At 72.8% G+C, this 13257-nt stretch carries 7 protein-coding genes; 5 read left to right on the top strand and 2 right to left on the bottom strand.

Features of this window, described 5'->3' with window-relative positions:
• The first annotated feature begins 58 nt into the window (after window positions 1-58).
• From BDK92_RS04855 to BDK92_RS04835, 5 genes are all read left to right on the top strand, one after another.
• The gene (locus tag BDK92_RS04855) at window positions 59-3010 is read left to right on the top strand and encodes a hypothetical protein (RefSeq protein ID WP_211349086.1); all 2952 of its coding nucleotides are present in this window, start codon (window positions 59-61) and stop codon (window positions 3008-3010) included.
• The gene (locus tag BDK92_RS04850) at window positions 3007-6342 is read left to right on the top strand and encodes a right-handed parallel beta-helix repeat-containing protein (RefSeq protein ID WP_211349084.1); all 3336 of its coding nucleotides are present in this window, start codon (window positions 3007-3009) and stop codon (window positions 6340-6342) included. The genes BDK92_RS04855 and BDK92_RS04850 overlap by 4 nt, the downstream gene beginning before the upstream one ends.
• A gap of 163 nt (window positions 6343-6505) precedes the next feature.
• Window positions 6506-7090 (top strand): sigma-70 family RNA polymerase sigma factor, encoded by a 585-nt coding sequence (locus tag BDK92_RS04845; protein ID WP_246016826.1) that lies wholly within the window; start codon window positions 6506-6508, stop codon window positions 7088-7090.
• A 173-nt stretch (window positions 7091-7263) separates the two neighbouring features.
• Complete coding sequence (locus BDK92_RS04840) at window positions 7264-7791, top strand: zf-HC2 domain-containing protein (protein WP_170208500.1); 528 nt, start codon at window positions 7264-7266, stop codon at window positions 7789-7791.
• A gap of 98 nt (window positions 7792-7889) precedes the next feature.
• Window positions 7890-10004, top strand: coding sequence for a hypothetical protein (locus BDK92_RS04835; RefSeq protein ID WP_147456913.1), 2115 nt, complete (start codon window positions 7890-7892; stop codon window positions 10002-10004).
• Here the strand turns inward: BDK92_RS04835 and BDK92_RS40140 are convergent.
• Both BDK92_RS40140 and BDK92_RS04825 read right to left on the bottom strand, forming a co-directional pair.
• Window positions 9970-11112, bottom strand: a complete 1143-nt coding sequence (locus tag BDK92_RS40140) for a MinD/ParA family ATP-binding protein (RefSeq protein ID WP_246016825.1) — start codon at window positions 11110-11112, stop codon at window positions 9970-9972. The two genes, BDK92_RS04835 and BDK92_RS40140, sit on opposite strands and share 35 nt — an antisense overlap.
• 71 nt (window positions 11113-11183) lie before the next feature.
• Window positions 11184-13016 (bottom strand): ricin-type beta-trefoil lectin domain protein, encoded by a 1833-nt coding sequence (locus BDK92_RS04825; RefSeq protein ID WP_147456912.1) that lies wholly within the window; start codon window positions 13014-13016, stop codon window positions 11184-11186.
• Between the last annotated feature and the right edge of the window lie 241 nt (window positions 13017-13257).

The raw sequence follows: 13257 nt of genomic DNA, 5'->3' as shown, positions 1-13257 counted from the left end.
CATCGGTGTCCACCCGGGTACGCGCGCTTCGCAGCACAGTGGGAACGAGGTTCACCTGATGTCCTCCACAGGGACCGACCCGTCGGTCCCGGGCCTCATCGTGGAATCCGTCGGTGAAGCGCTGGCTCTGCGTACGGAGGCGGATCCGGCTGCCCCGGTGTCGGCGCTGGTGACGGCCCTGCCCACGGAGGCGGGACCGACGGTGGTGTTGAGTACGCCGTCGGTCACCGCCCGGCCGGACCTCTTCGAGCTGCTGCCGGCGGTCCTGACCGAACACCTGGGGGGTGTCGCGGCCGGCATTCGGCTGGTGCCGCTCGGGCGGTACGACCGGTCCGTCGAACTCGGGGTCGAGATGCGACAACTGGCCGAGTGGATCGGTCAGGAGGTCACGTTTCCGCTGAAGGAGCTCTCCGTCTCGGCGAGCGCTGTGCTGCGTACCGTGCCGTGGGCGGTGTCCGCCACGAACGGCCAGGTCCGCCCCGACCGCCTGTGGCCGCCGCCCCCGCCCGCCGTTTCGCCACCGTCACCGACCGCTGTTCCGTCACCGCCCGCCGTTCCGGCCCCGCCACCGCCCGCAGCCCCACCCCGGTCACCGATCGCACCCCCGTTACTGCCCCCGTTACCGCCGCCGCCCCGGACCCCGCCCCCGATCGCGGTCCGGCCGCGCCCGCCGGTCATGCCGTCACTGGTCATGCCGCCACTGGTGGTGCCGGCGCCGATCGAGCCGATCGAGCCGGTCGCGGTGGAGGCACCGGTCGCGGTGACGCCGGTGGTGGAGGTTCCGCTCGCGCCGACTCCGGTCGTGCCGCCGGTCGTGTCGACTCCGGCCCTGTCACCCGCGCCGCTCACCGGTCGGCTGGACACGTCCGCCTCCCGCGCGAGTCGCCCGGCCGTTTCGAGTCGCCCGGCCGCCCCGAGTGGGCCGGCGGCGGCGCGCTGGCCGCACCTGGCGTCGCATCCGCGCGGCGGTTTTGTCGACCTGCCGGCGGAGCGCCCACCCATCGTCTGGCAGCCGAGCCGCCCGGCACCGGATCCGGCGCGGGTCCGGCCGCGCGGGCAGCCGGTCCCCGCCGCGCGGCCAACGGTCGCGGTGCCGGGCGTACGGACGCCAGCGGGCTGGTCGTTCCTGGACGAGCCGGCGGTCGGCAGCGATCGGGTGCTGGCCGGGTTCGTGGTCGAGATCCGGGTGGACGTGACCGGCTTCCGGGTGGAGGGCCGGCTGGTCTCGGCCCGCGCACTGGCGAAACTGATCCACGCCTGCCGGGAGGACGAGAGCCAGCCGGTGGTGTTCGTCGTGCACGGAGCACCGGTCCAGGGGGCCGCCGCCGATGTGCTCTTCGGCGGTCTCGCCGACACGCTGAAGGTGCCGGTGTACGCGGCCGACGGGGAGGTGACCCGCACCGCCACCGGGCTGCTCCGGACCCCCGGTACGTTCCGGCGCTGGACCCCTCGCCAGCAGGGCGCGGCACGGGGAACGCGCCGGGTCCGGCTCCTCGGCCGGGTGCTCCCGGCACTGCCGTCCGTACGCGGCCACCGGGTTGGCCGTCCCGGTACCAGACCGGTCCCACCGGCGGCCCCCGAGCCGCCCACGGTCGGTCAGCAGGCCCCGGTGGACCGGGCGGAAGCGGAGCTGTCGCCCGTCCCGCTCGATCCCCAGTTCTCCGTCCTGCTCTCACCGGGACGCTGGGCGGCGCTGTCGCGGTTGGCCCGGATCGTTGTGCCGCCGCTGCCGGCGTTGTTCGTCCCTCCGCCCGGCACCGGCCACCCGACCACCGCCCCGCTCGCGTCGGGCACCGGCACCGGCGCGCGGGTCAGCGACCAGGGCGTCGCCGTACCGGGGGCGGTCGAGGATCTGACCGGTTGGCAGCTGTCCCCGGTCGAGGCTGTCCTGCCCGACGCTCCCACCTCCCCGGCCGGTCCGGTCGGCGGCACGGGCGATGCCACGGTCGGCGGTGCTGGCACGGTGATGGCGTCCGCCGTCGGGGCGCAGGACCGGGACGAGGAGATTCCGTTCGCCACCTCAGGGTGGCGTCCGACGCTGTCCGCGCAGGCCGCAGCGGTCGCCGGTGTGCCCGCGCTGCCGGCGGTGCCACCGCTTCCCGAGCCCGCCGCCCCGGCCGGTGCGGACCAGTCGGCCGCCGCGGCCACCGGCACGCCCGGCCCGGTCCGGGCGCCACAGCCGGTCCTGCCACCCGGTCCGGCACCCCGCTGGCTCGCCGAGAGCGACATCGAGCGGGCGGTCGCGGACCGCGCGGGGCTACGGAACGCGCTGAGCGGCCGGTACGACGCACACGCCCGGGTGGTCGCCCGCACCCTGGCGCAGTCACCCGGACTGCGCGCCGCGGCCGGAGCGTTCACCGAGCTGACAGCGGGGCTGGTCGCGATCCGGGCGTACTGCGACGGTGAACGTGAGCTGGTGAACCAGGTTCTGCGCGGTGGTGGCCCCGCCCCCGAGGTGGACCGGGCCTCGGTGGTGGCCCGCTGCGCCGTCTACGGGCTGCGTCGGCTGCCGTCGGTGCTGGGGCCGGTCTTCCGGGCCGGCCCCGCCGACCCGCGCCTGGTCGACGGATACCGGGCCGGTGACGTCCTGATCGAGCCCGCCTTCGTGGACGTCGACCTGGCCGCCGAGCCGGTCGACGGAGCCCACGTCCAGTTCGCTATCTGGTCGGTCAGCGCGCACCGGCTGGACAGCCTGGACGGCGCGCCCCGGTCGTCGGCGATCTTCCCACCGGGTAGTCGTTTCCAGGTGCTCGCCGTGGACGAGCAGACGACGGACCAGACGGTACGCGTCCTGCTGCGTGACCTCGCCGCCTCGTACCGGGGTGGGCGGGACAGCGCCGAGCGGATCCTGTCCCAACTGCGGGCGGCTGACCGGGGCGCGACCTCGGCCGGCGGTGCGGACCCCTCCGTACCGTTGGCCTTCGCACCCGGTCTGGACGACGTGGGCCGGCCTTTCCCGTTGCCGGCGGTCGCCGGTGCTGTGGCAGTGAACGAGGGTGGACGAGCGTGATCAACAGCATGCTGTCGGTGTCCCAGACCGAACCGGGGTGCCTGCCGACCATCACCGCGGCGTTGGCAGCCGCCGCTCCCGGCGCCACGGTCATCGTGCAGCCGGGGACGTACGCGGAGCAGTTGCGGATGGCCGGGAACGTGACGGTGGTGGCCGAGGACGGGCCGGGCACGGTCACCATCGACGGTGGGGACGGCGTGGCCGTCTTCGTCGCCGGGGGAAGCGTCACGCTGCGCGGGCTGACCGTGCGGGGCGGCGGCGCCAACCTGCCTGCGATGCAGGTCGGGCGGGGCACGTTGCACGCGACCGAGTGCACGGTCACCGGGCACGGGATCGTCGCGGTGCACGTGCCCGGTGGACGGGTGGAGATGCGTGACTGCCAGGTCAGCAACCCGGACGGCGCCGGTTTCCTGTTCGAACGGGACGCGGCCGGCACGGTCAGCGGCACCACCGTCCGGGACGCGGGCAGCGCCGGCGCGGTGATTGTCGGCGGGGCCGACCCGGTCCTGCGCGGCTGCACCTTCACCGACATCCGGGGGACCGGTGTGCTGTCCACCCGGGGCGGGCGGGGCACCGTCGAGGAGTGCGACATCAGCGCCGTCGACGGTCCCGCCGTGGCGGTGGAGGAGGACGGCGCGATCCGGGTCGTCCGCAGCCAGTTGCACGACCTGCCCGGGTCCGGGGTGGTCGTCACCGGTGGACAACCGACGCTGGAGGAGTGTGAGATCCGGACCGTCGGAGGGCACGCGGTGGTGCTCTCCGGCACCGCCAGTCCGGTGTTACGCGGTTGTCGTGTCCACGGGGCGGCGGGGCACGGGCTGCTCGTGCTCGACCAGTCCACCGGGGTGTTCGCCGACGGTGAGATCGACGGTACCGAGGCGGCCGCGGTCGCCGTCACCGGCTCGGCCGCGCCGACCATCGAGGGCGGCCGGGTGACCGCCGGACCTGCCGGGGCGCTGCTGTTCCAGGCAGAGGCGACCGGCACGGTACGCGGAGTGACGGTGCACGGCGGGCCGAGCGGAGTGGTCGTCGGTGGCTCGGCCGCGCCGCTGATCGAGGACTGCGTCATCGAGGACGCCCTCGAATACGGGGTACGGCTGCTCGACGAGGCCCGGCCGACCGTCCGGCAGGCGCGGATCGAGCGATGCGCGGCCGGGGGGCTCCTGGTCGAGACCGGCGCGACCCTGACGCTCGACCAGTCCACCGTGCAAGGCGGTGGCGTGGGCCTGCTCCTCAACGTCGGCGGTACGGCGACGGTCAGCGGATCCGACCTCGGCGGTGCCCGGACGGTCGGCATCCTGGTGCAGCGGGAGGCGAACCTGACGCTGCTGCGTACCCGGGTGCATGGCAGCGGCGGGCCGGGCGTGCGGTTCGCCGCCGGCTCGTCGGGGCGGGTGGACGGCTGCGAACTGTTCGAGAACGTGGGGGAGGGTCTGCTCCGGGAGACGGTCGAGCCGGTCCAGGTGGAGGCGACCACGATGGCCGGCAACGGTGGCGGCCCGTTCCGTCCCTCCACCAAGGGCAGCAACCAGGCGGTCGGCACCAGCCCAGCGGGTCCCGCTGCCCACGGTGGCGGCGGTGCCCCGTTCACGGGGGATTTGGCCCAGCCGTTCGGGGTGATGGTGCCCGCCGGAGGCAGGCCACCGGGCGACGGACCCTCCGACCTCGCCACCCCGCTCCTGGCCGAACTCGACGCGCTGGTCGGGCTCGCCGGAGTCAAGCACGAGGTGGCGACGCTCGTCGGCCTGCACCGGGTCAGCCAGCGTCGGGCCGCGGCCGGCCTGCCCGCGCCGCCGATGTCCCGGCACATGGTGTTCGCCGGCGCCCCGGGTACGGGCAAGACCACCGTGGCCCGGCTGTACGGGCGCATCCTCGCCGCGCTCGGCGTACTGGGGACCGGCCAGTTGGTCGAGGTGGCCCGGGCCGATCTGGTCGCCGAGCACATCGGTGGTACGGCGGTGAAGACCACCGAGAAGTTCAACGAGGCCCGGGGCGGGGTGCTCTTCGTCGACGAGGCGTACGCCCTGTCCCCGGTGGACAGTGGTGGCGGCGGGCACGACTTCGGCCGGGAGGCGATCGACACCCTGGTCAAGCTGATGGAGGACCACCGGGACGAAATCGTGGTGATCGTCGCCGGGTATTCGGTGCAGATGCGCGCGTTCCTGGACTCCAACCCTGGTCTCGCCTCCCGGTTCTCCAAGACCGTGGAGTTCGAGAGCTACGCCACCGAGGAACTGGTCACCATCGTCGAGCGGATGTGCAGCACGCACCACTACTCGCTGGAGTACGACACCCGGTTGGCGTTGACCCGGCTGTTCGACGGGATGGCCCGGGACGCCAATTTCGGCAACGCCCGGGTCGCCCGGAAGGTGTTCGAGGAGATGATCGGGCGGCAGGCGTTCCGGCTCTCGCAGGCGACCTCGTCGGACGGGGTGGAGTTGGCCCAGTTGCTGCCCCAGGACCTCGGTGCCCCGGCGGCGAGCGGCGTACGCGCCGGCGAGGCCCGGGTCGACGAGGTCGACCAGTTGCTCGGCCGGCTGCACGGCATGATCGGGCTGGGTGGGGTGAAGCGCGAGGTGGCCGACATGATCGATCTGCTGGCGACGATCCGTACCCGGGTACGGGCCGGACTCCCGGCTCCGTCCATCTCCCGGCACCTGGTTTTCTCCGGGCCGCCCGGTACGGGTAAGACCACCGTCGCCCGGCTGTACGGGCAGTTGCTGACCGCGCTCGGCGTACTCGCCGGCGGACAGTTGGTCGAGGTGGCCCGGGCGGACCTGGTCGGGGAGTACATCGGTCACACCGCCCAACGCACCCGGGAGGCGTTCGAGCGGGCCCGGGGCGGGGTGCTGTTCATCGACGAGGCGTACACCCTGGCCCCGCCGGACGCCCGGCAGGACTTCGGTCGGGAGGCGATCGACACCCTGGTCAAGCTGATGGAGGACCACCGGGACGAGGTGGTCGTGATCGCCGCCGGGTACGAGCAGGAGATCGAAACGTTCCTGGCCGCCAACGCCGGCCTGGCCTCCCGCTTCTCCCGTCGCATCCACTTCTCGAACTACAGCCCCGACGAACTCGTCGCGATTTTCCAGGGGCTCGCCTCGGCGAGCGGATACGAGTGTCCAGGTGGGACGTTGATTGCGCTGCGTGAGCATTTCGAGGGCGTACCAAAAGGGCGGGCCTTTGGCAATGGGCGCTACGCCCGTCAACTGTTGGAGGACTCAATCACACGTCAGGCGGGCCGGCTGCGGACGCTGAGCGCACCGAACGTCGATCAGTTGCGGACACTTTTAGTGGAGGATGTTTCACCGGCGGTGACCGCGGCGACCTGAGGTTCCGTAACGGCCACGCGGTATACCAGAACTTGTCTTTTCTGATTGCTTGATTGGACCCGTCACGACCGTATGCTTCAGCGAACCGTCGGTGTGTGACGCACGGCGCCGTGCGCACATGCGCGTCGACGAGGAACATGAAGTAGTCGGGTGGAGGCGTTCGATGCTCTTGGTGCCTAGCGTGGGCATGGTGCAGCAGCCCACTCTGGCCGGTGCCGATAACGCGTGGTCGGCCGACGTCTCGGCGGCCACCGCTCGGATGCAGGCGCTGCACGCGGACCACGCGGAACCGCTCTACCGTTTCCTGTTACGTCTGACCTGGGGCGAGCGGTACCTGGCCGAGGACCTGTTGCAGGACACGATGCTGCAGGCGTGGCGTCACCTGGACCGGCTGCCGACCGAGGCCGAGGCGTTGCGTCGGTGGCTGTTCACCGTGGCCCGGCGGATCGCGATCGACGCGGCGCGGGCACGGCAGGCCCGGCCGACCGAGGTAGGTGTGACCGACATGACACAGCTGGCGGAGAGCACCGACGCCACGGAGGGTGTGGTGGCGGTGCAGACCGTCCGGCGTGCCCTGCCCAAGCTGACCCCGGCGCACCGGGCCGTGCTGGTCGAGCTGTACTTCCTGGGTCGCTCCACCGACGAGGCCGCCGCCCGGCTCGGCATTCCGGAGGGCACGGTCAAGTCGCGTGCACACTATGCGTTACGGGCGCTACGCGCGGCGATCGGGCCGACCGACGCCGGATGACCGGGGCCGGCTGACCGGCGCGGGCCGACGGACGGGATCGCGAAGGTCTCCAGCCGGGTAGTGAACCATCTTCAGGTTTGGCACGTCGTACGGGTGATGCTTGTTGCCGGGCCCACTATTGACCTGACACGATCGTTGGACGGGTCATGCCACCTAGTAGATCTGACGCGCCGATGAGTGACCACAGCGAAGACCGCCGTGCCCAGTGCGCGGACAGCGCACCGTACCTTCTGGGTGCCCTCAGCCCTGCCGCGGTCGACGCTTTCGAAGGACATCTCGCCGGCTGTCCCGCCTGTCAGGACGCCTGCGACGACATCGGCCCGGCAGCGAGCGCGTTGGGCGGTCTGTCCGCCGCCGACGTACGCGAGCTGCTCGACGACCGGGTCCGCGACGACCCCGACCGGCTCGACCCACCGACGGCACCCCGTCCGCCAGCGTCCAGACGCCGGCCGCACGGACCCGGGTTCCGACTGCCGGTGACCGTGGGCAGGTCCGGACCGTTCGGCTCCGACCGCCTACCGAGCCAATCGAGCGGACCCGGCGGCCCTCTCACCGGCACCGAAAAGCCGTCACACTCGTGCCTGCTGGTCCGGTCCCTGGCCCGGTGGGGTCGGCTGCGGCTGCGGGTTGTCGTCACGCTGGGCATGCTCGCCGTACTCGACGCCTGCGCCGCCGTCGTACCCGGGTACGACGGCGAGTAGGCCCCACCGTTCGAATTGCCGGCACCATGGTCACGTACGCGTGGGGCGGAGCCCGGCCCACCTCGCCGCCCGGTGGGGCCGTGCGTGAGGATGGCGTGATGCGCAACCGGATCGATCAACCGCGGGTTCACGGGTACGACCGGGTCACGCTCATCGTCCGGGGCAACGCGCTGCCACCCGAGCTCGCGCCCACCCGTCTGCCCCGTGAGCGGGACCGACACACGGTCATCGTGGCCGCGGACCCACCACTGGACCTGCCGACCCTGACCGCGCTGCTCGGCCGCCACCTGCCCGTACGTTGCGCGTCGATCCGGCTCGTGCTCTCCGAGGCCGGGCGACCAGGCATCGGCCAGGTGATCGCGGACGAGCTGCGCATCGAGGTGCTCGCCCCAGCCGGGCCGGTGATGCTGCTGCCCAGCGGGATGCTGTTCGTCACCACCGGACAGTGGTGGCGGTTCCGGCCGGGGGAAGCGGGGGAGCGGCAAGGTGCCCGGCAGCCCGCACCTGACTGGGAACGTCTGCTCCCGCTCAGCCCTCGGGTCCTGCCGCCGGAGGTGGGGATGACCGCCGTACCGGCCGGCCTGTGGCTGCACGACACCAGACCACCCGTACCGTCGCTGACCGCGGCGGTGCTGTCCGTGCCGGTGGACCCGGAGCGGCTGACCGTGGTGATCGGCCGCCCGGCTGGTGCGCCACTGCCACCCGAGCCGGTCTACGCCATGCTCGAGGCGCTGCCCCGGGCACTGCGGCGCCGGATGCTCCTGGTGCGGTACGGGGCCGAGGGCGGCACCGCCGACACGGTCGGGGAGTGGTTGGCCGCCCGTACCGGCGGCACCATCGAGGTGGTCAGCGAAGCGGGCGACACCGGTGGCAGCCGATCCGCGCCGGTCGAATCCGACGACCGGCGCCGCTGGCGTCCGTTCGCGCAGCGGCTGATCTACCGCGCTGGTGCCGCCCCGCAGGTGACACAGTGGCGTGACCCTCTGCCAGGTGTTCCGAGTTCGGCCGGGGCGCAGCAGGTAGAACCGGACTGGGCGGTCGAGGTGATCCGGTCCGGGTTGTGGCTGCGGTCGGCGGACGACGATTCCGAGCAGGAGCTGGTCCGCAGGCTACCGATCGACGACCGCCACCCGCTGCTGGTGGTCGGTGCGACGGGCGTCGCGCGGCCGGCCAGGGCGGTGACGGTGCTCGACGCCGTGGTGAACCGGTTGCCGGTGGACACCGCCAGCGTGCTGCGAGTGGTGGTGACGCGTCCGCCGGCCGAGGGCGATGCCGGGTTGTGGGAGCCGGTGGTCGAACGTCACGGTCCGCTGCTGGCCGTGGTCGGTCCGGGTCACCTGGTCGAACTACCCGGCCGAGTAGCCGTCGAGCCGGAGCCCGGAGCCGTACCCGGACCGGAAGCACCATCCGAGCCCGAGCCTGAACCGGCGCCAGCGCCAACACCAGCGCCAACACCAGCCCAGGAGCCGGAGCCTGAGCCGGCACCCGAACCTGAGCCAGTGTCCGAGCCTGGGCCGGCACTTGAGCCGGACCCGGCACCCGGTCCGGTATCCGTGCCCCAGTCTCCGCCCCAGCTTCGACCTGCGCCGACGCCCGAGATTCGGGTGGAGGAGGCGCCGATGCCCGGACCGGCGGCTGAGCACTGGTCCAGCCCAGAGCCCGAACGCCAGGATCAGGTTCCCACCCGGCCTGCCAGCCGAGGGCACTACACCGGCGTTGTGTTCGCCGACTGGGGCTTCGACCCGACGCCGGACTGGCGGGCGGGACAGGACGTGCGCGTGCCCGAGGAACTGACCGGGACCACGGCGCCGTGGCAGCCGCAGCGACCCGGTCGGTCCGAGCCGGCCGGGCCGGTGCTGCTGATCTGGTCGGTCGCCGGTCTGCGGACGGGCGAGGCGGGACCGCCGGTGGGGGACCGGGTACGGTTCGCGCCCGGCAGCCGGCTGAGGGTGGTCGAGGTCGAGCATCTCGGCCGCGACGAGCCGGTGTTGGTGCTGCTGCGCGACACCGGCCCGGAGCGGGGCGAACAGTCCGGCGAGACGCCCGCCACGGCTGGCGACCCGACGTACGACCCGACGGGGCCGGGACGCGACGCGGAGTTGGACCGGCAGGCCCGCTCGGCGTTGCGTCGGGCGGTCGAGGCGGTTCGGCGTACGAACGCGACCAGTGCCTGGCCGTTCAGTCCTGGTCGCGGATACCGAGTGAGTCGATGATCGAGCTGCAGGCCATCAGCCACGCCCGGCGGGTCGGTACGGCGAGTTGGTCGTACTCGATCCGCCCGCCGGACCGGATGAGGCGGTCGTACGGGATGACGGCCACGTCCCGGACCACCTGGCGGTAGCGATCGACGATGTCGTCGAGGAGCGCCATGTCCGGCTTCGGGTCGGCGCAGGAGACGATCGCGACCGCGTTCTCGGCCAGGTCGGCCCGGCCGGTGCGGATCAGGTGGTCGAGCATCCAGAGCCCACTGTCGGCCACGTCCCGCTGCACCGTGGTCGGTACCACCAGGCAGTCGGCGACCGCGGTCGCCGACTGCCAGTTCGCCGCGCGGATGTTGTTCCCGGTGTCGATCACGATGAGCCGGTAGAAGCGGCACAGTGCGGTCCAGAGCTTGCGGAACGCCTCGTCGTCGATGATTTCCATGCTGCCCGCCGCGTCGTCCGACGCGAGTACGTCGAACCGGGCGCTCTGCGGGCGCAGGTACGCGGAGAGCTGCCCCACGCTGCCGGTGGTGGCCAGGAAGTCGTCGATCTGGTGCAGCAGGTCGACCACGGTCTGCTGGTGGGTGGACGCCTCCGCGCGCATCCCGAGGGTGCCACGCGTCTCGTTGTTGTCCCAGGCCAGTGTGTATCCGCCACGGTAGAAGCCGAGCGTCGCCGCGGCGATCAACGCGGTCGGGGTCTTCGCGGCACCGCCTTTCGGATTCGCCACCACGACCGACATGGTTCGGCTGAACGAGCGCAGCAGCCGTCGCCGCGCCGCCCGGTGGACCAGTTCCTCCCGGGTGGCGGTGAGAGTCAGCGTCCCGCCGGTGAGCCGGTTGGCCCGCCCCCGCCAGCCCCACTCCGCGGCCTTCTGCCCCGGGCCGCCCACCGGCTCGTCCGCACCGGCCGGACCGGGCGGTGCCGGCACGGCCGTCGCGCTGTCGTGCTTCGGGCTGGCCGGCTGGCTGGGCACCTGCCAGGCCGGGCCGGCCGAGGGGAGCACGACCGGACCGGGTACGGGCGGCCCGTCGTTGCCGGATCCCTGGTGCGACGGGGTGGCGGAGGTGCCGGTGGCGGGGGCCGCCGCGGCGGCCTGCTGCCCGGGGTGCACGGTCATGATGGTGGTCTACTCCTGTCGACGAGCGGCTGCCGCAGAGGGTACTGGGCTGGGGTCAGCAGTCGTGGGCTTCACCGGTGCCATTTCTGGTTGGAGGTGCCGCCGCAGTCCCACAGTTGCAACCGCGTCCCGTCGCCGTTCTGCTTGTCCAGCGCGTCGACGCACTTGTCCGCCCGCTTGTTGACCAGGTCGTGTGCGTTGTTCAGGGTGAACAGCTGGGAGCTGCTGCCCGAGCAGGTGCTCAGTACGATCTTCGCGCCGTTGGTGGTGGAGCCGCCCGCCACGGTCATGCACCTGCCGAACGCCCGGACCGTGCCGTCGTTGTAGATCGTCCACTGCTGGTTCGGTCCGCCGTTGCAGGTCCAGATCTGCAACTGCGGGTTGCTCTGGTAGGCGCCGTCGGTCACGTCGATGCAGCGGTTGCTGCCGTACCCGATGATCGGCCCGGCTCCGCCGACCGGCTGCGGCTTCGGGGCCGGGGGTGGCGGCGGCGGTGCCGCGCTGGTGCGGCTGGGGGCCGGTGCCGGCGGCGGGGCCGGTTGTCCGCCAGGTGCTGGTTGTCCGCCGGGTGCTGGTTGCCCGCCGGCCGCTGGCGTCGGGCCCTGGTCCCCGCCGGTACGCGGACTGGCCGGGCCGCCGGGCGACGCGCTGCCGGCCGGGGCGGACGGTGAACGTGGGGGACCGCTGCGACCAGGGCTGGCCTGCGGGGTGCCGCCGAGGCGCGGGTCGCGTTCGTAGACGGCGGCGTAGCTCTGCACCAGGCCGATGAAGTCGCGCATCGCCGCCTCGTCCGGGACACCGCCGGCACGCTGCACCGCCTCCGGTCCCCATTGGAAGGCGGCGAGCGCCGCCGGGTACGGGTCGCCCTGCCCCACCCGGCTCTGCCCCTCCACCAGCGTGCACATCACCACGGCCAGCGCGGCGATCGCCTGTTGCGGGTCCCAGGGTGAGAGTGTGGCGGCGTCCGGTGCGTACCGGGCCCAGACTGTCGGGTTGAACTGGGCGATGCCCTGGGCGCCGCTCGTACCACGCAAGTTCGGGTTGAACGCCGACGCGGCCATCAACTGCGCGGCGATCCGGCCCGCCGACACCGCCGGACAGGTCTTCCCAGCCGCCAGGATCGCCGCCAGGTAATCGGCGGGTACCGGGGCGGCCGGGGTACCCGGGCGCGGTTCCACCCCGCCCACCGGCCCGGCTGACGCACTCGGACCGGTACGGGAGAACTCCGGCCGCCGGGCGTACCAGGCCGCGTAGCCGGCCACGGTGGAGACGTACCGGTCGGCCCGGGACGGCACCCGTTTGGCGTCCCGTACGGCGTCCAGCCCGGAGTGGTACGCGGCCAGCGTCAGCCGCCACTGGTCACCGCCCACCCCGGCCTGCCGGAGCTGTCCGGACAGGTCGCACATGTGGTGTGCGAGCGCGACGATGTTGGCTGTCGGGTCGCTGCGCTTCGCCGCCGGAGCGGGCTTCCAGGCGTTCCACGCGCTCTCGGTCAGGCCGGCGACACCCTCGCCGCCGTTGTCCGAGCGCGCGGACGGGTTGAAGCCGGACGCGGCCATCAGCTGCCCGGCGAGCCGGGCCGGGGTGAGGACCGGGCAGGAGAGCGCGGCGGCCGCGATCGTCTGTACCTGACCGGGCGGAACCGGCCGTCCGGTGCGGATCGCGTCGTCGGCGGTGGCGATGCCGAGCCCGGACGCCGCCACCACACCGGTCCCGGCGACCAGGACCAGCAGGACCCCGGCCGCGACGGTCCGCCGCAGGGGACTGTCGAGCCGGTCCAGGCCGCCGCGCAGCAGGTAGGCGGCCCGGCGCAGCAGGGTGGACCGGCGCTGGGCTCGGGCGGACAGGTCGACGAGCCGCGTGCGCAGCTTCGACACACCACCGCTGCCGGACGTAAGTCGCATTCTGGTTGCTCTCCCTTGCGTACCGTCTCCGAAATAGCACGACGGCCCGCGCCGGCCGCCAGTTCACCTGCTGGCCGATTTGCTTCGCCGGGTCGCTTCCTCAGGACGATCGGCTCCGTGCGCGGGACGGCTCGGTGAACGGGCCCACTCACTTTTTCACCGTCCCTTGTGGTCCCGTTCACTTCCGGACACGTAGTTGTTTCCTAACTACGGTCAGCTTTCGTTCATGCCCGCTGCCGAT

Source organism: Micromonospora pisi (assembly GCF_003633685.1).
Classification (GTDB): domain Bacteria; phylum Actinomycetota; class Actinomycetes; order Mycobacteriales; family Micromonosporaceae; genus Micromonospora_G; species Micromonospora_G pisi.
Note: the sequence above shows the minus strand (reverse complement) of the source record. Positions and strands in the feature narration are given on the sequence as shown.

What these genes read in the sequence shown, in the direction of transcription:
- BDK92_RS40140 (WP_246016825.1), bottom strand. Translation starts at nt 11,112, where the DNA reads ATGACCGTGCACCCCGGGCAGCAGGCCGCCGCGGCGGCCCCCGCCACC.
- BDK92_RS04825 (WP_147456912.1), bottom strand. Translation starts at nt 13,016, where the DNA reads ATGCGACTTACGTCCGGCAGCGGTGGTGTGTCGAAGCTGCGCACGCGG.
- BDK92_RS04855 (WP_211349086.1), top strand. Translation starts at nt 59, where the DNA reads ATGTCCTCCACAGGGACCGACCCGTCGGTCCCGGGCCTCATCGTGGAA.
- BDK92_RS04845 (WP_246016826.1), top strand. Translation starts at nt 6,506, where the DNA reads ATGCTCTTGGTGCCTAGCGTGGGCATGGTGCAGCAGCCCACTCTGGCC.
- BDK92_RS04835 (WP_147456913.1), top strand. Translation starts at nt 7,890, where the DNA reads ATGCGCAACCGGATCGATCAACCGCGGGTTCACGGGTACGACCGGGTC.
- BDK92_RS04840 (WP_170208500.1), top strand. Translation starts at nt 7,264, where the DNA reads ATGAGTGACCACAGCGAAGACCGCCGTGCCCAGTGCGCGGACAGCGCA.